Annotated in this window: 22 protein-coding genes; 4 read left to right on the top strand and 18 right to left on the bottom strand. The window is 66.2% G+C overall.

From position 1 onward, the window contains the following. Window positions 1-34 precede the first annotated feature (34 nt). The 14 genes from ACP159_RS14155 to ACP159_RS14090 form a co-directional block, all read right to left on the bottom strand. On the bottom strand, window positions 35-466 hold the full coding sequence (locus ACP159_RS14155) for an acyl-CoA thioesterase (RefSeq protein ID WP_425100382.1): 432 nt from the start codon (window positions 464-466) through the stop codon (window positions 35-37). Then, window positions 463-1,224 (bottom strand): TIGR02186 family protein, encoded by a 762-nt coding sequence (locus ACP159_RS14150; protein WP_425100381.1) that lies wholly within the window; start codon window positions 1,222-1,224, stop codon window positions 463-465. Before ACP159_RS14150 ends, ACP159_RS14155 begins: the two co-directional genes overlap by 4 nt. 4 nt (window positions 1,225-1,228) lie before the next feature. Next, the gene (locus tag ACP159_RS14145) at window positions 1,229-2,134 is read right to left on the bottom strand and encodes a sulfite exporter TauE/SafE family protein (protein ID WP_425100380.1); all 906 of its coding nucleotides are present in this window, start codon (window positions 2,132-2,134) and stop codon (window positions 1,229-1,231) included. Between the two features lie 86 nt (window positions 2,135-2,220). Continuing rightward, on the bottom strand, window positions 2,221-3,186 hold the full coding sequence (locus tag ACP159_RS14140; RefSeq protein ID WP_425100379.1) for an ABC transporter permease: 966 nt from the start codon (window positions 3,184-3,186) through the stop codon (window positions 2,221-2,223). 3 nt (window positions 3,187-3,189) lie between these two features. After that, a complete protein-coding gene (locus ACP159_RS14135) occupies window positions 3,190-3,816 on the bottom strand; it encodes a LysE family translocator (protein ID WP_425100378.1) in 627 nt (208 codons plus the stop codon). Next, window positions 3,816-4,910, bottom strand: coding sequence for an ABC transporter permease (locus tag ACP159_RS14130; RefSeq protein ID WP_425100377.1), 1,095 nt, complete (start codon window positions 4,908-4,910; stop codon window positions 3,816-3,818). Before ACP159_RS14130 ends, ACP159_RS14135 begins: the two co-directional genes overlap by 1 nt. Window positions 4,911-5,009: 99 nt before the next feature. Next, a complete protein-coding gene (locus ACP159_RS14125; protein ID WP_425100376.1) occupies window positions 5,010-6,611 on the bottom strand; it encodes an ABC transporter ATP-binding protein in 1,602 nt (533 codons plus the stop codon). A 98-nt stretch (window positions 6,612-6,709) separates the two neighbouring features. Next, complete coding sequence (locus ACP159_RS14120; RefSeq protein WP_425100375.1) at window positions 6,710-7,714, bottom strand: BMP family lipoprotein; 1,005 nt, start codon at window positions 7,712-7,714, stop codon at window positions 6,710-6,712. A gap of 144 nt (window positions 7,715-7,858) precedes the next feature. Further along, complete coding sequence (locus ACP159_RS14115; protein WP_425100374.1) at window positions 7,859-8,272, bottom strand: GNAT family N-acetyltransferase; 414 nt, start codon at window positions 8,270-8,272, stop codon at window positions 7,859-7,861. Next, window positions 8,262-8,849, bottom strand: a complete 588-nt coding sequence (tsaB, locus tag ACP159_RS14110; protein WP_425100373.1) for a tRNA (adenosine(37)-N6)-threonylcarbamoyltransferase complex dimerization subunit type 1 TsaB — start codon at window positions 8,847-8,849, stop codon at window positions 8,262-8,264. Before tsaB ends, ACP159_RS14115 begins: the two co-directional genes overlap by 11 nt. A 16-nt stretch (window positions 8,850-8,865) precedes the next feature. Then, complete coding sequence (locus ACP159_RS14105) at window positions 8,866-9,429, bottom strand: NifU family protein (protein ID WP_425100372.1); 564 nt, start codon at window positions 9,427-9,429, stop codon at window positions 8,866-8,868. A 72-nt stretch (window positions 9,430-9,501) separates the two neighbouring features. Next, window positions 9,502-10,197 carry a hypothetical protein gene (locus ACP159_RS14100; RefSeq protein WP_425100371.1) on the bottom strand — a complete coding sequence of 232 codons (696 nt, stop codon included), beginning with the start codon at window positions 10,195-10,197 and terminating at the stop codon, window positions 9,502-9,504. Window positions 10,198-10,369: 172 nt separating this feature from the next. After that, window positions 10,370-10,825: a universal stress protein gene (locus tag ACP159_RS14095; RefSeq protein WP_425100370.1), complete on the bottom strand. Its 456-nt coding sequence runs from the start codon at window positions 10,823-10,825 to the stop codon at window positions 10,370-10,372. 117 nt (window positions 10,826-10,942) lie between these two features. Continuing rightward, the gene (locus tag ACP159_RS14090) at window positions 10,943-11,806 is read right to left on the bottom strand and encodes a branched-chain amino acid aminotransferase (RefSeq protein ID WP_425100369.1); all 864 of its coding nucleotides are present in this window, start codon (window positions 11,804-11,806) and stop codon (window positions 10,943-10,945) included. Between the two features lie 301 nt (window positions 11,807-12,107). Between ACP159_RS14090 and fdhF the strand changes: the two genes are divergently transcribed. The 3 genes from fdhF (at window position 12,108) to ACP159_RS14075 (ending at window position 16,589) form a co-directional block, all read left to right on the top strand. Then, window positions 12,108-14,882 (top strand): formate dehydrogenase subunit alpha, encoded by a 2,775-nt coding sequence (gene fdhF, locus ACP159_RS14085; RefSeq protein ID WP_425100368.1) that lies wholly within the window; start codon window positions 12,108-12,110, stop codon window positions 14,880-14,882. 181 nt (window positions 14,883-15,063) lie between these two features. Next, window positions 15,064-16,275, top strand: a complete 1,212-nt coding sequence (locus ACP159_RS14080) for a Zn-dependent hydrolase (RefSeq protein WP_425100367.1) — start codon at window positions 15,064-15,066, stop codon at window positions 16,273-16,275. A gap of 128 nt (window positions 16,276-16,403) precedes the next feature. Further along, entirely contained in the window at window positions 16,404-16,589 is a 186-nt protein-coding gene (locus ACP159_RS14075; RefSeq protein WP_425100366.1) for a hypothetical protein, read from the top strand. Window positions 16,590-16,604: 15 nt separating this feature from the next. Here the strand turns inward: ACP159_RS14075 and ACP159_RS14070 are convergent, their stop codons facing one another. From ACP159_RS14070 to ACP159_RS14055, 4 genes are all read right to left on the bottom strand, one after another. Beyond that, window positions 16,605-17,300 (bottom strand): response regulator transcription factor, encoded by a 696-nt coding sequence (locus ACP159_RS14070; RefSeq protein WP_425100365.1) that lies wholly within the window; start codon window positions 17,298-17,300, stop codon window positions 16,605-16,607. Then, on the bottom strand, window positions 17,297-19,192 hold the full coding sequence (locus ACP159_RS14065; protein WP_425100364.1) for a hybrid sensor histidine kinase/response regulator: 1,896 nt from the start codon (window positions 19,190-19,192) through the stop codon (window positions 17,297-17,299). The genes ACP159_RS14070 and ACP159_RS14065 overlap by 4 nt, the downstream gene beginning before the upstream one ends. Before the next feature lie 133 nt (window positions 19,193-19,325). Then, window positions 19,326-19,607: an NfeD family protein gene (locus ACP159_RS14060; RefSeq protein ID WP_425100363.1), complete on the bottom strand. Its 282-nt coding sequence runs from the start codon at window positions 19,605-19,607 to the stop codon at window positions 19,326-19,328. Then, window positions 19,607-20,500 carry an SPFH domain-containing protein gene (locus tag ACP159_RS14055; protein WP_425100362.1) on the bottom strand — a complete coding sequence of 298 codons (894 nt, stop codon included), beginning with the start codon at window positions 20,498-20,500 and terminating at the stop codon, window positions 19,607-19,609. Before ACP159_RS14055 ends, ACP159_RS14060 begins: the two co-directional genes overlap by 1 nt. Window positions 20,501-20,758: 258 nt before the next feature. Between ACP159_RS14055 and ACP159_RS14050 the strand changes: the two genes are divergently transcribed. Further along, window positions 20,759-22,723: an AMP-binding protein gene (locus ACP159_RS14050; protein ID WP_425100484.1), complete on the top strand. Its 1,965-nt coding sequence runs from the start codon at window positions 20,759-20,761 to the stop codon at window positions 22,721-22,723. Window positions 22,724-22,744 lie beyond the last annotated feature (21 nt).

Below are 22,744 nucleotides of genomic sequence, written 5' to 3'. Positions count from 1 at the left end.
TGCGTAGGGCGGGGCTGCGCCCCGCATCCGTCCCTCAGGTGACAATGCGCTCGAACACCCGGCGCAGGTCGCCGGGCAGCGCCAGCGGTTTGCCGTCCGCATCGGTCAGCACCATGGCAAAGAGACCCTCCGCATTGGCGCTCTCCCGATCCCCGGCGAACAGGCCGACCTCGAAGCGCAGGGAGGAGCGGCCCAGGTGCCCGATCCTGAGCCCCGCGGTCACCGGGTCCGGAAAACCCAGTTCGGCGTGGTAGCGCATTCCCGTCTCCACCACCACGAACCGATACGCACCCGGGCCGCGGAGGGTGATCCCTTGGCCGATTTTCCAGTAGCTCACCGCGGTATCGACCAGCGCGAGATAGGCGGCATTATTCATGTGGCCCAGCTCGTCGTTGTCCGCCCAGCGGGTCTGCAGCGGCAGGAAGGCGCGGTAAGCGCCACGGGTTCCCGGCGGCGGCCGGCTCATCCGGACCTCAGCAGGCGGAAGGCGGTGGACGCGCCCCAGCCAGCCGCGATGGCGATGGCGAGGGACATCAGCCCGTAGGCCAGCGGCTGCCTGCGGGCCAGTTCGTAGAGCCAGCGTTCCAGCCCGACCTTGCGCACCGCGATCACCGTGTCGAAGGAGGACACGACGCGCCCGCCGCGGGTCAGGAAGATGCGCATGGGATAGCTGCCTTCGACCAGGTTCGCGGGCATGGCGATGGCGGTGTCGAAAAGGGTGGATTCGCGGATCTGCACCTGGCTTTCGAGAAGCTGGTAGGTGCCCTTGTCCTCGCGAATGCGGATCACCGCCGCCGAGAAGGCTTGCGGATCCTGCACCTGCATCGGGGCACCGACGGAGCGGATGGCCCGCGGGATCGAGATCTTGTGGCGTAGGTCCTCGACATCCGAGATCACCTCGTCCCATGGGCCGGAGGTGGCAATGGCATAGAAGGACGGCGCGGCGTCGACGTCCACGGACTCGGTGTTGACCCAGATGCCGAAGCGCCGCTCCTTGCGGCGCACAGTCAGCGGCTGCAGCGGTCCCGCGAGGGTGATGATGACCTCAAGCGGCGCGCCTTCCGGGATCGGTTCCTCGCGCTTGATCGCGCCGAAGATCAGGATGTCGGAGCCATCGAAATCGGTGGAGATGGAGACCTCGTCCTGGCTCAGGCCGAGCACCACCTCCTCGGCCCGGAGCGGCAGGGCAATCAGCAGGAGGGCGAAGGCGAGCAGGACGCGCATCGGCCTACATCCCGGCAATGCTGAACACCTCGGAGGGTTTCAGCAGCAGTTCGAGACCCAGCTTGGCGCAGACCAGCAGCACCAGCCCGGCGAGCAGGATGCGCAGTTGCTCGGCCTTGAGCTTCGCGCCGATTCCGGTGCCGAACTGCGCGCCGATCACCCCGCCGAGCAGCAGCAGCACCGCAAGGACGATGTCGACGGTGTAGTTGGTGGCCGCGTGCAGCATGGTGGTAAACGCGGCGACGAAAATGATCTGGAACAGGGACGTGCCGACGACCACCTTGGTCGGCATGCCAAGCAGATAGATCATCGCGGGCACCATGATGAAGCCGCCGCCGACACCCATGATCGCCGCCAAAACGCCGACCAGCATGCCGACGAGCAGTGGCGGGATGACGGAGATATAGAGGCCGGAGGTGCGGAAACGGACCTTCAGCGGCAGGCCGTGGATCCAGTTGTGCTTCTTGCGCTGCGGGCGGACGCCGGATTTCGAACGGCGCAGGGCGCGGACGCTCTCGATCATCATCAGCCCGCCGATGACGCCGAGGAAGACGACATAGAACAGCGAGACGAGCAGGTCCACCTGTCCGAGTTTCTTGAGATAATTGAACAGCCAGATGCCGAAACTCGCCCCGACGAGGCCACCGATGAGCAGGACGGAGCCCATCTTCAGATCGACCGTCCGGCGTTTGAAATGCGCGAGGACGGCGGAGAAGGAGGAGGCGACGATCTGGTTCGCACCGGTGGCGACGGCCACGGCGGGCGGGATGCCGATGAAGAACAGCAGCGGCGTCAGCAGGAAGCCCCCGCCGACGCCGAACATGCCGGACAGCACCCCGACAAGGCCCCCAAGCCCGAGGATCAGCAGGATGTTGACCGAAACCTCGGCGATGGGGAGGTAGATCTGCATGTCGTCAGTCTGCGCTGCCGCACCGTCAAAGGCAACGGGTCGGCACAAGGTTTCGTGTGTGTTCGCGGGCGTTTGCCCGGTCTGGGTCAGCGTTCCTTGACGTAGGGCTCGCCGCCCGCGCGGGGCGGGATCGCCTTGCCGACGAATCCGGCGAGGATCACCACGGTCAGGATGTAGGGCAGGGCGTCCATGACCTGCACCGGCACTGTAAACGCACCGAGGTCAATATTCTGATAACGCAGGGCTACCGCCTGCAGGAAGCCGAACAGCAGGCAGGCGCCAAGCGCGTACCAGGGCCGCCACTTGGCGAAGATCAGCGCGGCGAGCGCGATATACCCCCGGCCCGCGGTCATCTCGCGCACGAAGCCGGCTTGCAGGCCGGTGGCGAGGTAGGCGCCCGCGAGCCCGCAGAGCACGCCGGTGATGACCAGTGACGAGTAGCGCAGTCCGGTGACGGAGACGCCGGCGGTGTCTACCGCCTCGGGGGCTTCGCCGACGGCGCGGAGGCGCAGGCCGTAGCGCGTGCGGTAGAGCACCCACCATGTCAGCGGCACTGCCAGCAGCGAGACATAGACGAGGATCGAATGGCCCGAGAGCATGTCGGCATAGATCGGGCCGAGCACCGGCACGCCCCGGAGCGCCTCGGCGAAGGGCAGGTGGATCGGCGCGAAGCGTCCGCCTTCGAGGAGGGCAGGTGTCCGGCCGCCCTGTCCGAACCAGACTTGCGCGATCAGCACGGTGATGCCTGAGGCGAGGAAGTTCAGCGCCACGCCGGAGATCAACTGGTTGCCCCGGAAGGTGATGGAGGCGAGGCCATGAATGGCCGAGAGCGCCATGGAGGCGGCGATGCCCGCCAGCATGCCGATCCAGACCGAGCCGGAGGTGAAGGCGAAGGCGGCGGAGAAGAAGGCGGCGATCAGCATCTTGCCTTCGAGGCCGATGTCGATCACGCCGGAGCGTTCCGAGAACAGCCCGGCGAGGCAGGCCAGCAGGAGCGGCGTGGAAAGGCGGATGGTGCTGCCGCCAACCTGGATGAGGGTGTCGAGATCCATATGTCAGTTCCTTGCCGTGGCGAGCCGGAAAGCAAAAAAGGTGAAGAACAGGCCGAGGGTGGCTTCGATGCCGCGGCGCGCCCGGGTGTAGACTGCGCGAACCGGCGCGGCGGAGAGCGCGAGCGCGTAGGCACCATGCCCGGCGAGCGAGATCAGGAAGGCGCCGAACAGGAACGCCGCAACGACAGGCGCGGGGGCGCCGTGGGTGGCCCCGACAGAGGCAATGGCGATCCAGAAGACGATGGCCTTGGGGTTGGTGATCTGCATCAGGTATCCGGTGAGAAAGGCCCGGGCGCGGCTCAAGGGGGGCATCTGCGCCGGGATCACGCGCGGCGGATGGGCGGCTTTGCGGAACGCGCCGAAGGCGAGCCACAGCAGGTAGGCCGCGCCAATCAGGCGCAGGATCGTCACCGCCCAGGCGGCTTGCTGCATCAATGCGCCGACCCCGGCGAGGGTCAGCGCGGCCAGCGTCGCGGCGCCGCAGGCGACCCCGACGGAGGCGATTACTGCGGAGGCCCTGCCCCGGGAGAGCGCCACGCCGAGCAGCATGGCCACCGCAGGCCCGGGGGAGAGGACGGCAACCAGCAGGATGGAATAGGCGGCCGCGAAGCCGGGGAGGTGGTCGAGCATCACCGGGCCTCCTTGCCGAACAGCAGGAACAGCTTTTCCAGCGGCATCCGCACCATGTTGTCGAGCGCCCCGGTGAAGAGGATCACCAGCGCCTGGATCACGGTGATCAACTCGCGCGGGATCGAGGTCCAGAGCGCCAGTTCCGCGCCGCCCTGGTAGAGGAAGCCGAAAAGCAGCGCCGCGAGGAAGATGCCAAGCGGATGCGAGCGGCCCATGAGGGCCACGGCGATGCCGATGAACCCCGCGCCTTCGGTGGCGTTCAGGACGAGACGTTCGGCTTCGCCCATGGTGGTGTTCAGCGCCATCAGCCCGGCGAGGCCGCCGGAGATCAGCATGGCAACGACGATGATGCGAACGGGCGAGATGCCGGCGTATTTCGCGGCGGTTTCGGAATGGCCGAAGGCGCGGATCTCGTAGCCGAGCCGGGTGCGCCAGATCAGGAACCAGAAGCCGATGCAGGCGGCGACGGCGAGGAAGAAGGTCACGTTGGCCGGGGAGCCGCGGAACAACGGATTGCCGGCGGTGGCGAACATGTCCTGGAACGTGGGCAGATGCGTCGGCGCGGGGAAGTTTGCTGTCGCCGGGTCCATGGCGCCGGTGGGGCGCAGCAGGTTGACGAGGACGTAGTTCAAAACGGCGGCGGCGATGAAGTTGAACATGATCGTGGTGATCACGATGTGGCTGCCGCGCTTCGCTTGCAGGTAGGCCGGGATGAGGGCCCAGGCCGCACCGAAGAGCGCGGCGGCGACGGTCGCCCCGACCAGCGCCAGCGTCCAGTGCGGCCAGGGGATAAACAGGCAGGCCAGCGCCACGCCGAGCCCGCCGAGCATGGCCTGCCCCTCGCCGCCGATGTTGAACAGCCGGGCATGGAAGGCGATGGCAACGGCGAGGCCGGTGAAGATGAAGTTGGTGGTGTAATAGAGCGTGTAGCCCCAGCCGGACGACCGCATCAGCGCGCCGTCCACCATCAGGGTGAAGGCGGCGACCGGGTCCTCGCCGATGGCGAGGATCACCAGCGCGGAGATCAACGCGGCGAGGATGATGGAGAACAGGGGCACGAGAACCGCGTCGGCCCAGGCGGGCATTCTGGTCATGGGGTGCGTCCTTCGGTGGTCTGGTTCGCGCGGTGGATGTCGGATGCCTCCGGCGGGGATATTTGGAGCAATTGGAAACAGGGCACGGAGCGGGACGTCCTAGTCATGCGCGTCTGCCTTCTGGTCTGCCTGCGCCTTCAACTGGTCGTCCACAGCCTCGATGGGGCGCTTCCCCTTGGTGTCGGTGACGCCCGCCATCAGAAGGCCAAGCTCGGTCTGGTCGGTCTCGGCGGGCAGGCGCTCGCCCATGATCCGGCCGTCGAACATCACCGCGATGCGGTCCGAGAGCGACATGATCTCGTCCAGTTCGACCGAGACCAGCAGGATCGCCTTGCCCTCGTCGCGCAGGCGGACGATCTGCTGATGGATGAATTCGATCGCACCGATGTCGACGCCTCGCGTGGGTTGGCCGATCAGCAGCAGGTCCGGGTTGCGCTCGATCTCGCGGGCGAGGACGATTTTCTGCTGGTTGCCGCCGGAGAAGTTCGCAGCGGCGAGGTTCGGGTTCGGCGGGCGCACGTCGAAGCGCTCCATCTTCTTCGCCGCTTCCGCCTTGATCGCGGCATTGTCCATAAGGATGCCGGTCTGGATCTCCGGGTCGCGGTGGTAGCCGAAGACGGTGTTCTCCCAGGCGGTATAGGGCAGGATCAGCCCTTCATGGTGGCGGTCTTCGGGAACGTGGGCGATGCCCCGGGCGCGGCGGCTCTGGCCATCGGAATGCTTGCCGGTGAGGTCGATCTCCTGGCCATTCATGCGGATCGTGCCGGTGGCGTCGGCATAGCCGCCGAGGACTTCGAGCAGTTCGGACTGGCCATTGCCGGAGACGCCCGCGATGCCGACGATCTCGCCGGCGCGGACGGTGAGCGAAATCCCCTTGAGCCGTTCGACCCCGGCGCTGTCCACATGGCGCAGGTTCTCGATTTCGAGGACGTTGCCACCCGGGTGGGCCGGTTTCTTGTCGACCCGCAAGAGGACCTTGCGGCCGACCATCAGCTCCGCCAGTTCCTCCGGCGAGGTTTCCGCTGTCTTGACCGTCGCGGTCATCTCGCCGCGCCGCATGACGGAGACGGTGTCCGTGATTTCCATGATTTCACGCAGCTTGTGCGTGATGAGGATGATCGTCTTGCCTTCCTTGCGCAGCCCTTCGAGGATACGGAAGAGGTGGTCGGCTTCCGCCGGTGTCAGCACCCCGGTGGGCTCGTCGAGGATGAGGATGTCCGCTTCGCGATAGAGCGCCTTGAGGATCTCGACCCGCTGCTGGTGGCCGACGGAGAGGTCTTCGATGAGCGCGTCGGGATCGACGTTGAGCTCATACTCCTCCGCGAGCGATTTCAGAACGCCGCGTGCCCGCGCGAGGCTCGGCCGCAGCATCGGGCCGTCCTCCGCCCCGAGGATGACGTTTTCAAGGACGGTGAAGTTCTGCACCAGCTTGAAGTGCTGGAAGACCATGCCGATGCCGGCGGAAATGGCAGCCTGGCTGTCGGGGATCTCGGTCTTCTTGCCACCGATGAAGATGTCGCCACTGTCGGCCTTGTAGAAGCCGTAGAGGATCGACATCAGCGTGGACTTGCCCGCGCCGTTCTCGCCGATGATGCCGTGGATGGTGCCACGTTCGACGCGGATCGAGATGTCCTTGTTGGCCTGAACCGGGCCGAAGGCCTTGGAGATGCCTTTGAGTTCGATGGCGGGGGCTTGGGTCATGTCGCGCCTTGTGTTGGTGCCCTGCGACGGTGGCAAGGGCCTCTGGCGGATAGAATACGGGCCGGGATGGCGACACCCCGGCCCGCTGGGTCGTCAGATCAGAAGGTCAGCGCCGGGCAGGTGTCGTCCGACGAGTAGTCGTGCACGGAGACTTCGCCTGCGATGATCTTCTCGCGCGCCGCGTCGATGGCAGCCTTCATCTCGTCCGAGATCAGCGTCGCGTTGTTGTCGTCGAGCGCGTAGCCGACGCCTTCCTCGGCCAGGCCGAGGACCTGGACGCCGGTTTCGAGGTCCGCACCGGCGGTCATCGCCTTCTCCACGGCCACATCCACGCGCTTGAGCATGGAGGTCAGGACCTTGCCCGGGTGCAGGTAGTTCTGGTTGCTGTCGACGCCGACGGAGAGGATGCCCTCGTCCGCCGCGGTCTGGAGCACGCCGAGGCCGGTGCCGCCCGCAGCGGCAAAGATCACGTCCGCGCCCTGCGAGATCTGCGCCTTGGCCAGTTCGGAGCCCTTCACCGGGTCGTTCCAGGCCGCCGGGGTGGTGCCGGTCATGTTGGCGATGACGGTGGCATCGGGGTTCACGGCCTTCGCGCCCTGGGCATAGCCGCAGGCGAACTTGCGGATCAGCGGGATGTCCATGCCACCGACGAAGCCGACGGTGCCGGACTTGGAGGCCATCGCGGCGGCCATGCCGACGAGGTAGGAGCCTTCATGCTCGGAGAACAGGATCGACAGGACGTTCGGGTGCTCGCCCGGATCGACGAAGCCGTCGATGGTCACGAACTTGGTGTCCGGGTAATCGGCGGCGACGGAGGCGATCGGCGAGGACATGGAGAAGCCGGTGGTCACGACCGGGTTGAAGCCAGCCTCGGCAAAGCGGCGCAGGGCCTGCTCGCGCTGGGCTTCGGACTGCAGCTCGATGTCCTTGTAGCTGCCGCCGGTGGCTGCCGCGAAGGCTTCGGCGCCATTGTAGGCCGCTTCGTTGAAGGATTTGTCGAACTTGCCGCCGAGGTCATAGATCAGCGCCGGATCGGCGAGGGCAGCGCCCGCGCTGAGCGCGAGGGCGCAAGCGGTGCCGAGGGTCTTTGCGAAAAAGGTCATGAAGGTGCTCCCAGTCGGTTAAGCGGGCGGCCCTCTTGGCGGGGACGCCTTGTGGAATGCCCGTGATTAGGGCGCGTGCCCGGGAAATGGTCAACCGATTCTTGAAGAATTGTCGCGGCTTGCCGGGGCCAAGTCCTGCTGACGTCAGGGCAAATCCAGCCGCATGACCAATGCGTCGACAGCTTTTCCGGGGGAGCGGTGGTAGTATCCGCGCCTCACACCGACCTGCACGAAGCCTTTTGCGCGGTAAAAGGCGAGGGCGGGCGTGTTTTCGACGGAGACTTCCAGGAAGACACAGGCGGCGTCGCGCCTGGCGATGTCGCACAGGAATTGGGCAAAGGCCCGGGAGGCTTCGCCGCTGCGCTGGTGGTCCGGGTCGGCGGCAAGGGCGAGGATTTCCGCCTCCCCGGCGATGACCTGCCCGAGGACGAAGGCGTGGTCCGTGTGGCTCAGCAGGGCATTGGGTTGTTCGAGCGTGGCGGTGATCTGCGCGGCGCTCCAGGGGTCGAGATGCCGGTAGGCGCGGGCGGAGATGTCCGCCACCTCCTCAGGAGTCAAGGATCACCGGCGGCAGGTCGCGCGACGGGGCGGCATCGGCGGGGCGGATGTAGAGCGGCGCGGGGCGGGGCGCATCGGCCGGTGCCTGCGCGGCGAGGCGGGCGATCATGACGACGTGGTCTGAAGGCGCGTGTTCGGTGGACAGGGCGAAGGGCATGTTCGGCATGCCCGCGGACAGGGCGGGTTCGCGCATCCTGTCATGGTCCATCAGGTAGACCTGCCCACGCGGCGCAGGCACGGCGGTCTGGGCCCAATTCGACAGGTGCATGGTCGTCCGGAACAGCGAGACACCGACCGCCGGGATGCCCAGTCCCAGCGCAAGGCCCCGGGCCGCGCTGACGGAAATACGAATGCCGGTGAAGTTGCCGGGGCCGATGCCGACGCCGAGGGTATCGAGGTCGGACCAGGATTTGCCCGCGTCCGCGAGGGTCTCTTCTAGCAGCGGCATCAGCCTTTCGGCCTGACCCCTGGCCATCTCTTCGTGGCGCGTGGCGAGGACCTCGGAGCCGCACAGCAAAGCGGCGGCGCAATGCGCCGCCGATGTATCGAATGCCAGAACGGTCTTTTCAGACGGCATGGTTTCGTGCAGTCGCTCAGACCGCAACCGGGCGTACCTCGGTCACTTCCGGGATGTAATGGCGCAGCAGGTTCTCGATGCCCATCTTGAGCGTCAGCGTGGAGGAGGGGCAACCGGCGCAGGCGCCCTGCATGTGCAGGTAGACGACGCCCCGGTCAAAGCCGTGGAAGGTGATGTCGCCGCCATCCTGTGCCACCGCCGGGCGCACGCGGCTGTCGAGCAGTTCCTTGATCTGCGTGACGATTTCGCCATCCTCGCCGTCGTGGGAGGCATGGCCGCCCGCCTGCGCGGCGCCATCGCTCATCACCGGCTGACCGGACTGGAAGTGCTCCATGATCGCGCCGAGGATCGCCGGTTTCAGGTGATCCCAGTCGATGGTTTCGGCCTTGGTCACGGTGACGAAATCCGTGCCGAAGAAGACGCCGGTGACGCCGTCGACGGCAAAGAGTCGCTGCGCGAGGGGGGAGGCCCCGGCACTCTCGGCACTGGGGAAATCGGCGGTGCCCATTTCGAGCACGGCCTGGCCCGGAAGGAACTTCAAGGTTGCCGGGTTGGGCGTGGATTCGGTCTGAATGAACATCTGTCTCGCACCTTTCGTGGCTTGCCCCCTATATGCGCCTCGCGGCGCTAAGCGTCAAGGTTTGGAACGATTCTAAGTTCGTCGCCGCCGGGCGAGGGCAAGACCCGGGAACAGCGCCGCTACGAGCATCGGGAGTGTCGCGGGCAGTGGCACGGCGGCGGTGACGTAGCCCCAGGCTATCGAGTCAATGCCCCAACCGTCCGCCCCGAAGTCGTCGAAAGGAAAACTGACCTTGGTCACGGATTCGGACGGGCTGAACACAAAGCCCCGGAACTCAGCGACATTCCCCGACCCGCCCGTTCCGTCCATGGTCTGGGATCCCGATCCGTAGTCGATGAGACGGACCGGGCTGTCGATCATATAAAAGGAGAGGTATGCCAGGGCGCTTTCGAAGGTCAGGGACAGGACGGTGAGACCGCTGAAAGGACCGTCATCTGCCAGTTCGAGGGCATAGCTGCCAATCGGATCGGACCCGCCGATCGTGCCCGCGCCGGTTTCGATTTTCGCCGGGCCGCCGCCGACACCGATGCCCGCAATATGCAGACCGCCGTAGCCGATGGTGCCGTCAATCTCCTGCCCGCCAGCGTATCCCGTCTCGAAATCGAGGACGTACTGCGGCGCCGCAATTTGCGCGGTGCCGAGCCTGAGGGTATAGGCTGCGACGTTGCCGGAGGGGGTTGTGGCCTCGGTATAGGTGGCGGCGCAGGGTGCCGTTGCGCTGCAGGCGCAGGCGCAAATCAGAAGCGGGCGAAGAAATCGAACGGGCATGAAAGCGCCTCCACAAGCGGAACCAGACGTCATCAAGGGTACGACTGGCGGCTGTTCATTGTCAAAGCCGGGCGAGGCGATGCCGGGGACAGTAACAGAGGTCACCTGTGCCGTAGCGGAAAATGGCGGTCCCGGGCGAAAAAGCCTGCACGGCGAGGAAGAGGCGGTCAGGTCAGGTGACGGCCTTCAGCCGTTCGCGGCTCATGTCACCGGGCACGATGGTGATCGGGATCGGCAGGGACCCGGCGTTCTTGGTCAGTTGCGTGACGAGGGGGCCGGGGCCCTTCTTGTCTGCCGCCGCGCCGAGCACCAGCACGCCGATTTCCGGGTCATCCCGAACCTGTTCCAGAATTTCCGTCAGCGGATCGCCCTCGCGAATGACCAGTTCGGGATCGACGCCCTGCTTGTCGCGCATCCATTTGGCGAAGACTTCGAAATGCGCCTCGATGCGCTCGCGGGCCTCCTCGCGCATGATGTCGCCGACGCCGATCCAGTGGTTGAACTCGTCCGGCGGAATCACCGAGAGAATCTCCACACCCGCGCCGGTGTGTGCGGCACGCATGGCGGCGAACTGCATTGCGTTCAGGCATTCTCGGCTGTCGTCGAGCACGACGAGGAACTTGCGCATCTTGGGTCTCCTGCGGGGGAACCGTGGCAGAGCCGCCGCTGTCTGTCCAGCACCCATGCGCGGGCCGCCGGACGCCGCTGTTTGCCTGACGGCAAGAGCGCCCCGCCCGCCGTCCCGTCAGGTCGCGCTCTGTGCCCAGTCCCAATACATCTCGCGCACGCGGCGTGTCACGGGGCCGGCCTGATACTCGGTGTCCTCGAAGCCGGTGACGGCAGTGACCTTGCTCATGTTGCCCGAGAGGAAGACCTCGTCGGCGGCGCGGAAGTCGTCGAAGGTCAGCACGGTCTCGTGCACCTCCATGCCGTCCGCCTTCATGTTGGACAGGTGACGCGCCCGGGTGATCCCGGCGAGGAAGGTGCCGTTGGCGATAGGGGTAAAGACCGCGCCGTCCTTCACCATGAAGACGTTCGCCGTGGCGCTCTCGGCGACGTTGCCCATGGCGTCCGCCACCAGAGCGTTGCCGAAACCGCGCGAGCGGACTTCCGTCAGCATCCGGGCGTTGTTCGGGTAGAGGCAGCCCGCCTTGGCGTTGACCACGGCGCTCTCCATCACCGGACGGCGGAAGCGGGTCATGCCGAGTTTCACCGTGGCGGTGTCGTCGGCGAAGGGGATCTCTTCGAGACAGATGGCAAAGCCGGTTTCGTCCTGTTGCGGCACGATGGCGGTGATGTCGCCGTTGATGCCCCAGTACATCGGGCGGATGTAGACGGCGGCGTCCTTCGGGTAGGCTTTCAGGCCCTCCCAAACGATCTGCACCATGTCTTCGGTCGAGACGGTGGGCTTGAGCATCAGGGCTTCGGCGGAGCGGTTCACCCGCGCACAATGGGCGTCAAGGTCGGGGCAGACGCCGCGCACATACCGCGCACCGTCGAAGACGCCGGAGCCGAGCCACGCGCCGTGATCCGCCGCGCGGATGATATGCGCGTCGCCGTCGTGCCACTGGCCGTTGTAGTAGGTGCGGATGTTCTTGCCTGTGGCCATGTCGTTCTCTCCCGTGAATTTTGCGCGGAGGTTAGGCGGGGCGGGAAGGGAGGTCCAGAGGGTCTGGCGGTGTGATCGTTTCGGGTCTTGGGTTGAGTTTTTGGGCCAAGAAAAAGCAGCGGCGCGTGGTGCGCCGGTGGACCAGGGTATTTGAGCCAAGAAGAAACGGGGCGGGGTGTTTGGAGCGAGGTTGCCGCCTATCGGAAACGCGAAGGGCCGCAAAAATGCCGACAGGAGTCGGGATTGATCTGCGAAAGCCGCCCGCGACATGGTTTAAGGACCGCGACAAAGGAGACGCGCGATGTCCGATACGATCCGATTCACGCTCGATGGCGAAGAGGTTGTGGCCGAGAAGGGGCTGACGATCTGGGAGGTGGCCAATGGCCGGGGGCTGAAGATCCCGCACCTGTGCCACAAGCCCGCGCCCGGGTATCGCCCGGACGGCAACTGCCGCGCCTGCATGGTAGAGATCGAGGGGGAGCGGACCCTGGCGGCGTCCTGTATTCGCGAACCCTCCGAAGGGATGGTGGTCAACACCGCCAATGCGAGGGCCACCTCGGCGCGGAAGATGGTCATGGAACTGCTGCTCGCCGACCAGCCGGAGCGGGAGGCGGCGCATGACAAATCGAGCCACCTGTGGGACATGGCGGAATTGAACGGGGTTTCGGAGTCGCGTTTCCCGACGCTGGAGGCGGAGCGCATCCCGTTGCTCGACGACAGCCATGTGGCGATGCGCGTGAACCTTGACGCTTGCATCCAGTGCAACCTGTGCGTTCGCGCCTGCCGCGAGGTTCAGGTCAATGACGTGATCGGCATGGCGGGGCGGGGGCATGATGCCTATCCGGTGTTCGACGTGTCGGACGAGATGGGGGCCTCCACCTGCGTGGCCTGCGGCGAATGTGTGCAGGCCTGCCCGACCGGTGCGCTGATGCACGCCACGGTTGTGGATGAGGCGCAGGTCGGCGACAGCAAGGACTACGACAGCGCGGTCGAGAGCGTCTGCCCGTTCTGTGGCGTCGGATGCCAGGTGTCGCTCAAGGTCAAGGACGGCAAGATCAAGTATGTCGAGGGCATCAATGGCCCCGCGAACGAAGGGCGGCTTTGTGTCAAAGGGCGGTTCGGTTTCGACTACATCCACCACGAGCATCGCCTGACGAAACCGCTGATCCGTCGTGACGATGCCCCCGCAAAGGGGCTGAATGTCGATCCGGGCAACTGGCAGGAAGTCTTCCGCGAGGCGACCTGGGAGGAGGCCATGGAGAAAGCCGCCGGGGGGCTGGCGAAGCTGCGCGAGCAGGGCGGCAAGACCGTCGCGGGCTTCGGCTCTGCCAAATGCTCGAACGAGGAGGCCTACCTCTTCCAGAAGCTGATCCGGCAGGGTTTCGGCCACAACAACGTCGACCACTGCACGCGGCTTTGCCATGCGTCCTCCGTCGCGGCGCTGATGGAGAACGTCGGCAGCGGCGCGGTGACGGCGACCTTCAACGAGATCGAGAACGCGGATGTGGCCATCGTCATCGGCTGCAACCCGATCGAGAACCATCCGGTGGCCGCGACCTACTTCAAGCAGTTCACCAAGCGTGGCGGCAAGCTCATCGTCATGGACCCGCGCGGCGTCGGCCTGCGCCGGTTCGCAACGCATATGCTGCAGTTCAAGCCCGGTGCGGATGTGTCGATGCTGAACGCGATCATGCACACCATCGTGGAAGAAGGCCTCTACGATCAGCAGTATATCGAGGCCTATACCGAAAACTGGGAGGCCGAGAAGGAGCACCTGAAGCAGTTCCCGCCGGAGAAGATGGAGGTGCTCTGCGGCATCCCCGCCGAGACCCTGCGACAGGTCGCGCGTGATTTCGCCACCGCCAAGGCGGCTATGATCTTTTGGGGTATGGGCGTCTCGCAGCACATCCACGGCACGGACAACTCGCGCTGCCTGATTTCGCTGGCGCTGATGTGCGGGCAGGTGGGTCGGCCCGGCGCGGGTCTGCACCCGCTGCGCGGCCAGAACAACGTGCAGGGCGCGTCCGATGCGGGGCTCATCCCGATGTTCCTGCCGGATTACCAGACGGTGACCGACGACGGGGTGCGCAGCGCCTTCACCGAGGTCTGGAAATCGGGCGATTTCAGCGCCGAGAAGGGGCTGACCGTGACGGAGATCCTCGACGCGGTGCACGCGGGCGAGATCAAGGGCATGTACGTGCTCGGGGAAAACCCCGCCATGTCCGACCCGGATGTGGAGCACGCCCGCGATGCGCTGGCGAAGCTGGAGCATCTGGTGGTGCAGGACATCTTCCTGACGGAAACGGCGAATTTCGCCGATGTTATCCTGCCGTCCAGCGCCTTTGCCGAGAAGTCCGGAACCGTGACCAACACCAACCGGCAGGTCCAGATGGGCCGCCCCGCCGTGCCGCCTCCGGGCGAGGCGCGGGAGGATTGGGCGATCACGGTGGATCTGGCGCAACGGCTTGGCCTTGCATGGGACTACGCCAGCCCGGCGGATGTCTTCGCCGAGATGAAGCTCAACATGAAGTCGCTGAACAACATCACCTGGGAGCGGCTGTCGCGGGAGAACGTGGTGACCTATCCGTCGCTGTCGCCGGAGGACCCGGGGCAGGCGATTGTCTTCGCGGACGGCTTCCCGCGCCCCGAGGGCCGCGCGAAGTTCACGCCGGCTTCCGTCATTCCGCCGGACGATCTGCCCGACGCGGAGTATCCCATGGTGCTGACCACGGGTCGGCAGCTGGAGCACTGGCACACCGGGTCCATGACTAGGCGCTCGAAGGTGCTGGACGCTGTGGAGCCGGAGGCGAACTGCTCTCTGCACCCGTCCACGCTGCGCAGGCTGGGCGTGGAACCGGGCGGCATGGTGCGGCTGTCGACGAAACGCGGCTCCATCGAGATCATGGCGCGGGCGGACCGGGCGATTGCCCCGGACATGGTGTTCCTGCCCTTTGCCTATGTCGAGGCGGCCGCGAACATCCTGACCAACCCGGCGCTCGACCCGTACGGAAAGATCCCGGAGTTCAAGTACTCCGCGGTGCGCGTCGAGAATGCCGAAGCGCTGGCGGCCGAATAGGACGGGTCCGGCGCTCGTTGGCCGCCCTTCGGGCGACAACATCGCCCCGCCCGCCGTCCCATGGAAACGCGCCCTCGGGCGCGTTTTTCTTTTGAGTATTTGGGAAGAGAAGAAATTATCATGATAAATTGACACCCGGGCCCTGGGAGCGCAGACTCGGGCGGGAAAGGAAGGTGTCCTGATGATCCCCGTGAACCCCGACCGCTTCTTGCAGGATTTGCATTCGCTCCGCGCCATCGGTGCGTCCGGCGTGGGCAAGGGCGTTGTCCGTCCGGCTTACTCCGCTGCCGACATCGAGGCACGGGACTGGCTGGCACAGCGCATGATCGACGCCGGGCTGACACCGCAGTTCGATCCGATGGGCTCCTTGTTTGGTCTGGTGGAGGGGCCGTCGCTGCTCATGGGCTCGCATTCCGATACCCAGCCTGAAGGCGGCTGGCTCGACGGCGCCTTGGGTGTGATCGCGGCGCTGGAGGTGGCGCGGGCCGCGAAGGAAAGCGGTGGGCCGCCGGTCTCCGTCGTGTCCTTTCAGGACGAGGAAGGCCGCTTCGGCGTCACCACGGGCAGCGCGGCCTGGTCCGGTGTCCTGCCCGCCGAAAAGATCGGGGCGTTGACCGATCCCAAGGGTATCACCCTGCCTGAGGCCCGCGCGGCAATGGGTGACAGGCTCGGCGGATGGGTCGATCCGAAGCGGTTCACCGGCTTTCTCGAGATGCACATCGAACAGGGGCCGCTGCTCGACCAGACCGGCGGCAAGATCGGCGTGGTCGAGGCGATTGTCGGCATCCGCGACCGGGTGATCCGCTTCGAGGGCCAGCAGAACCACGCCGGAACCACCCCGATGGCCCTGCGCCGCGATGCCTTTCAGGCACTGGGCCGGTTCAACACGCTGATCAACGAGCGCTTCCGCAATGTCGTCACCCCGGCCACGGTCTGGACCATCGGCCACGTCAGCCTGCACCCGAACGCGCATTCGGTTGTTCCGGGCAAGGTGGCCTTCTCGATGCAATGGCGCGATGGCGAGGCGGAGCGGTTGCGGCGGATGGAGGAGATCATCCGGGAAAGCGCGGAAGAAGTGGCGCAGGCGATGGGCATGACGCTGGCGTTTGGTCCGATGCTTGGGGTGGAGCCGGTGGCCATGGATCGGGCCATGCGGTCCGCGCTGGCTGAGGCGGCGGAGGCGGAGGTGCCGGAGCAATGGCGGCAGATGCCCTCCGGCGCCCTGCACGACGCCTCCAACATGGCGCGGCTGATGCCCGCCGCGATGCTCTTCGTGCCGTCGATCGGTGGCATTTCCCATGATTTCGCGGAGGATACGGCGGAGGCGGATCTGGTGTCCGGTCTCAATGTGCTGGCGCGAGCGGTGGCGCGGATGCCGGCATCGACGGGCTGATCCCGGGCCGCGTGCGCAAGCGACGTGTTTTCCGGCTTCCGACGGCTGGCAAAGGCGGTGCGCGGCACATGTCGGACGGGACGCGGATGGAGCGGCGTACTACGGTGGTACAGGATCGGGAGGCGTGTATGGATATCGTATCGCTGGGATTTTACGCGATGGTCTGCGGGCTTCTGGGTCTGGCGGGACCGAAGCTGGGGCGGGCGCCGATGCGGCTTGCGATCGGCGCTGTGGTTGGCGTGGTGGCGGTGACGCTGCTGCCCGTGATGAGGGGCGCTTTGGGTCTGGACGGCTACGTGATGGCGCTGCCCTGAGAGCGCGGGGCCCTGTCAGCCCCAGTCCACTTCCCCGAGGAAGATGTAGCCCGCGCCATAGATCGTCTTGATCAGCCGCGGGTTTTTCGGGTCCTCGCGCAGCTTGGTCCGCAGCCGCGAGATGCGCACGTCCATCGCCCGGTCGAAACTCTCCCCAGCCGCTCCGCCGAGCATTTCCTGCATCTGCGCTCGGGTGATCAGACGCTTCGGGCTTTCGAGGAACAGCCGCAGGACTTCGCCCTCGGCCTGGCTGATCGGGGTTTCCGTGCCGTCCGCATCCTCCAGCGAAAAGCGGTCGAAATGCGCGGTCCAGCCGTTGAAACGAGCGGTCATGCCCGGTTGCGCGCGTTTCGGGCCGCGCAGGCGGGCGCGGACGCGGGCGACGACTTCGGAGGGGTCGAAGGGCTTGATGATGTAGTCGTCGGCGCCCAGCTCCAGCCCGGTAATGCGGTCCTGCACCTGGGCGCGTCCGGAGATGATGATCACCGAGGCCCCCTGTTCCAGCGCGAGGCGGTGCACGAGGCTCAGCCCGTCGCGGTCCGGCAGGCCGAGGTCGACAAGGCAGATGTCGGGCGTGGTGCGCCGCAACGCGGCCTCGAATTCGGTGGCGCGGGCGAAGGTCAGCGTGCGGTAGCCCGCCTCCGTCAGGGCTTCGGACAGCATCTCGCGGATGGCCGGTTCGTCGTCGAGAATGGTGACAAGGGCGCTCATGCCTCGGCTTTAGCCTTGCCGAGGAAGGCGGTCAAATCCTCCGCCGTGAAGGGTTTGCGCAGCACCGGGCCATGCGCCCGGGCCTTCGCGTGCAGCGGGTGCGATTTCGGCAGCGCGGTCATCAGGCGCAGCGGGATGCCGCCCAGCCGGTCGATGAGGGAAACGCCGGGGTCCTCGCCTTCGAGGCTGATGTCGGAAAGCACCAGCGAAAGCCCCGGCAGCCCCTCCGCCAGGGTCAGGGCCTCGCTGACGGAGGTCGCCTCGACCACGGCGAAGCCCATGCCGGTCAGCATCTCGCGAACCGAGGCCCGCAGGTCGGCGCTGTCTTCGACCAGCAGGACCAGATCGCCGATGCCGGGTTCCGGCAGCGGCGGAGCCTCGCGCAGGGGCAGGCGTAGCGTGACACGCGCCCCCTCCGCCGTGTTCGACAGCCGCGCCGAGCCGCCAGCGAGCTTGGTCATGTCGTAGACCATGGCGAGGCCGAGGCCGGAGCCTTCGCCGCCCTTGGTGGTGAAGAACGGGTCCAGCCCGTGGTCCAGCGCGGCGGGGGAAAAGCCGGGGCCGGTGTCGCTGACGGTCAGTTCGAGCCAGGTGCCTTGCACCGCCCGCACCTCGATGCGGATCGTGCCCTCCGACCCGCAGGCGTCGCGGGCATTCAGCACGAGGTTCAAGAGGGCGTCCTGCAACAGCCCCGGGTCCGCCATGTAGCGGCCCTCGGTCTCCATCCGGGAGACCAGCGCGATGCCCGGCGGCAGCGAGGGGGTTGCCAGCGTGGCCAGGTCATCGAGGAAAGCCCCGAGATCGAGCGGGCGCGGCTGCCAGCTGCGCTGGCTGGTTATGTCGGCGATCCGTCCGAGCAGGTCGCCGCCGCGCCGGGCGGCGGAGAGCGTCGCGGTGATCAGCGGCTGGGCCGCCTCGTCCTGCGTCATGCGGGCGAGTTTCGATTGCATGCCGAGAATGATCGTCAGAAGGTTGGAGAAATCATGCGCCATGCCGCTGATCAGCTGCGCGGCCATCTCGCGGCGGCGGGTCTGCTGCAGGGCGGCGCGGGTCTGGGTCTCTTCGGTGATGTCCTGGGACAGGATATAGACGCCGGGCTCCAGCGGATCGGGGGTGAAGGCGGCGCGGATGCGGCGGGAGCTGTCCTCGTCGGTGAATTCGAAAACACTCGGCTGGCCCTGCATCGCGCTTTCGAGGTGTGGACGGACGCGCTCGTAAGCCTGCGGACCGAGGGTGTCGGCGATATGCCGCCCGATGATCTCCGACGGCCGCCCCGGCATGACGGAGGCAAGGCGGCGGTTGGAGAAGGTGTAGCGCCCGGAGGCATCGACGCGGGCGATATGGGCCGGCATCATCTCGGTGGTGGTGCGGGTGCGGGCCTCGATCTCCTGCAACTCGCGCCGGGCTTCCTTGAGGGCGCTGTTGCTTGCGGCCAGTTCGCGGTTGGTCTTGGCCAGTTCCTCGGAGCGTTTCAGCACCTCCTCGGACAGGGTCTCGGAGCGGCTGCGCAGCAGCGCCTCCTGTGACTTGGTGTCGGTGATGTCCGTGTAGACGGTGACCCAGCCGCCCTGCGGCAGCGGCGCCCCCTCGACACTGATCGTGCGGCCATTGGCGCGGGTGCGTTCCATGTAATGCGGCTGGAAGGCGCGGGCGATTTCCGTGCGGGTGGCGATGAACGCCTCGGGATCGTCCACCGGGCCATACTCGCCGCGCAGCGTCAGGTGGCGGATCGTGTCCTCGAAGCGGGCGCCGGGCGTGGTGTGTTCCGGCGGCAGGTCGAACATCTCGGCAAAACGGGCGTTGCAGACCGCGAGCCTGAGGTCGCTGTCGTAGATGGTCAGGGCCTGCTGGATCAGGTTCAGCCCGGCTTGGGTGAGGGCGGTGGTGCTCATGGCGGCGACGGTATGCGGGATTGATCGGCGCGAAAAGGGGCCCGGACGCCGCGCCGCCTGCCGGGGCGGCGGCGCTGTTCCTTCGGAAGGCGCCCCGCCCACCCCGGCGATCCCTCGGGCTGGCCCGGGGACGTCAGTCGTTGATGTCGCGGTCCCAGACCTTCACCTGCCCGCGGCGCACCCCGACGGCCTTGCGCAGCACCAGCCAGGAGAGCAGCGACAGGACCGCGAAGTAGACGAGCAGCCGCGGCAGGCTGGCGGCCAGCCAGAGCGCCAGCCCGCCGCCCACCAGAAGCGTCAGCCCGGTCAGCCCCGCTCCCAGCGCGAACCCGAGGAACAGGAAGGCCGGCACCAGCATTTCGAGGATACCGAGACCCAGCGCCGCCACCATCCAGAGCCACCACAGCGACCACATCAGCTGCGCCCCTTGAGCATCCGGAAGGCGTCGCCGAAGGCTTCGAGCGCCTGGGCCGGCACCACGATGGTCTGCTTGCCCGATCCTGCGCCAAGCGCATTCAGGGCCTCGACCTGTTTCAGGGCCACCTGATATTGCGCGGCCTCGACGCCGTGCTCGGCAATCGCCTTTGCTACGACGCCGGTGGCATAGGCTTCTGCGTCCGCCTGAACGCGGCGCGCCTTGGCGGCCTGCTCGGCGGCGTAGAGTTCCGCATCGGCGTTCAGTTCCACCGCGCGCTTGCTGCCCTCCGCCCGGGTCACCTGGGCCCGGCGCTCGCGTTCGGCGTTCAGCTGTTGGAGCATCGCGTCGCGCGTCGCCTGGTCGAGGTTGACGTCGAGGATCTCGGCCCGTGTCACCTCGATCCCCCAGTCATCCACCGCGTCCATCACGTTCAGCTTGATCGTCTGGATCAACTGGCCCCGGTTGGCCTGCACTTCGTCGAGGTCCATCTGGCCGATGTTGGCCCGAACGATCCCCGCGACGGTCGTTGCGATGGCGGCGTCGACGTCGCGGATGCGGTAGACGGTCTTTTCCGGCTCGGTGATGCGGTAGAAGACCGAGGTGTCGACCTGCACCAGCACGTTGTCCCGGGTGATCGCATCCTGCGAGGCTGTGGGCAGCTGGCGTTCGAGAATGGAAATCTTGTGCGCGACCTTGTCGAGGAAGGGGATCACGAAATTGATCCCCGGCCCGAGAACCGCCCGCAACCGGCCGAACCGTTCGACCACATGCTTTTGCGACTGCGGGACGATGCGCACTCCGAGCCAGATCGCGACCAGAAGGAAAGCCGCGAGGAACAGCAGCGGCAGGCCTTCCTGGCCGCCGGTGGCAATGACGTCTTCCACGTTCATGAAAGTCCTCCTGAACAGACTTTCGGCACCTTAAGGCGCAGGCAGACGCCGCGCAATCGCGGCGACGGCTCCGCCGCGGCGGCATGGCGGAGCCGTTACAATTCGTAAGATTTGGGAAATGTTCAGGAAAACGTTGACCGGCAACCTGACCCACGACCAAGATGGTCACCAGAATCGCGGATAAGCGATCCGGCCTTTGAGGAGAGGCCGAATCTGGGTGCCGGGAACGGCATGACGGGAGGAAAAGCATTGGTTCAGATGGCGATGGGCGCAGAAGGCTTGCGCTCGGTCCCTGCCTTGTTGGCACGCAACGTGCGGGAGTTCGGGGATGCCCCGGCCTACCGGGAAAAGGAATTCGGCATCTGGCAAAGCTGGACCTGGAAGGAGGCCGCCGAGGAGATCGAGGCGCTGGCGCTGGGCCTGATGAACCTCGGGGTGAACTCCGGCGACCACGTCGCCATCATCGGCCGCAACCGCCCTTCGCTCTACTGGTCCATGGTTTCGGCGCAGATGTGCGGGGCGGTGCCGGTGCCGCTCTACCAGGACGCGGTCGCGGAGGAGATGGAGTATGTGCTTGGCCACTGCGGCGCGCGCTTCGTCATTGCCGCCGACCAGGAGCAGGTCGACAAGGTCATCGAGATTCAGGACGACCTGCACCAGTTCGAACACATGATCTATGTCGATCCGCGCGGAATGCGGAAGTACGATCACACGACCTTGCACGACTACAGCCATGTGCAGGCGCAGGGGCGCGCGGCGCGGGACGAGTTCATCAAGGAGCTGGAGCGGCGGCGCGGTGCCCTGGGTTATGACGACAAATGCGTCATGCTCTACACCTCCGGCACCACGGGCAAACCGAAGGGCGTGGTGCTGTCCAACCGCAACATCATCGAGGCGGCGAAGTCCTCCGCCGAGTTCGATAACCTGCGCCGGGACGACGAGGTGCTGGCCTATCTGCCGATGGCCTGGGTTGGCGATTTCATCTTCTCCATCGGGCAGGCCTACTGGAAAGGCTTCTGCGTCAACTGCCCGGAGTCGGCCGATACGCTGCTCACCGACCTGCGGGAAATCGCCCCGAGCTACTATTTCGCGCCGCCGCGCATCTTCGAGACGCAGCTGACGCAGATCATGATCCGCATGGAAGACGCGGGCGCGACGAAACAGAAGATTTTCCGGTATTTCATGGACCACGCCCGCAAGGTCGGCCCCGCCATTCTGGACGGCAAGCCGGTGAGCGGCATGGACCGGCTGAAATACCGGCTGGGCGAGTTCATGGTCTACGGGCCGCTTAAGAACGCCATGGGGTTTTCAAAGGTGCGTGTGGGGTACACGGCGGGGGAGGCGATCGGGCCGGAAATCTTCGATTTCTATCGCTCGCTGGGGATCAACCTGAAACAGCTTTATGGTCAGACGGAGGCCTCCGTCTTCATCACCGTGCAGCCGGATGGCGAGGTGCGCTCCGATACGGTCGGCGTGCCCGCGCCAGGGGTGGAAATCCGGATCGCCGAGAATGGCGAGGTCTTCTACCGCTCTCCGGGGACCTTCGTGGAGTATTACAAGAACCCCGAAAGCACCGCCGACACGAAGGACGCCGAGGGCTGGGTCGCGACGGGGGATGCGGGGTTCTTCGAGGAAGGCTCCGGGCATCTGCGAATCATCGACCGGGCGAAGGACGTGGGGCAGATGGCGGACGGGCGGATGTTCGCGCCCAAGTATGTCGAGAACAAGCTGAAGTTCTTCCCGAACATCCTCGAGGCCGTGGTCTTCGGCGCCGGGCGGGACCGCTGCGTGGCCTTCATCAACATCGACCTGACGGCGGTCGGGAACTGGGCGGAGCGCAACAACATCGCCTATGCGAGCTATCAGGAGCTGGCGCAGCACCCGCAGGTGCTCGACACGATCCAGGGCCATATAGAGGAGGTGAATGCCTCCGTTGCGGAGGATGACATGCTGGCGGGCTGCCAGATCCACCGCTTCCTCGTCCTGCACAAGGAACTGGACGCGGATGACGGCGAGATGACCCGGACACGGAAGGTGAAGCGCAAGGTGATCGGCGAGAAGTTCGATGATCTGATTGCCGCGCTCTATGATGGCTCGGAGACGGTCTATACCGAGACCGAAGTGACCTACGAGGATGGGCGCAAGGGCAAGATCAAGGCGACGCTGACTTTGCGCGATGCAAAGGTGGTGCCGGTGGCGCCCAAGGCGATGGCGGCGGAATGACGGCTGTGCGGCGCTCGTTCT

Source organism: Tropicibacter sp. S64, from assembly GCF_049803835.1.
Taxonomy (GTDB): Bacteria; Pseudomonadota; Alphaproteobacteria; order Rhodobacterales; family Rhodobacteraceae; genus Pacificoceanicola.
The sequence above is the reverse complement of the archived record's forward strand: the minus strand, read 5'-3'. Positions and strand labels throughout refer to the sequence as shown.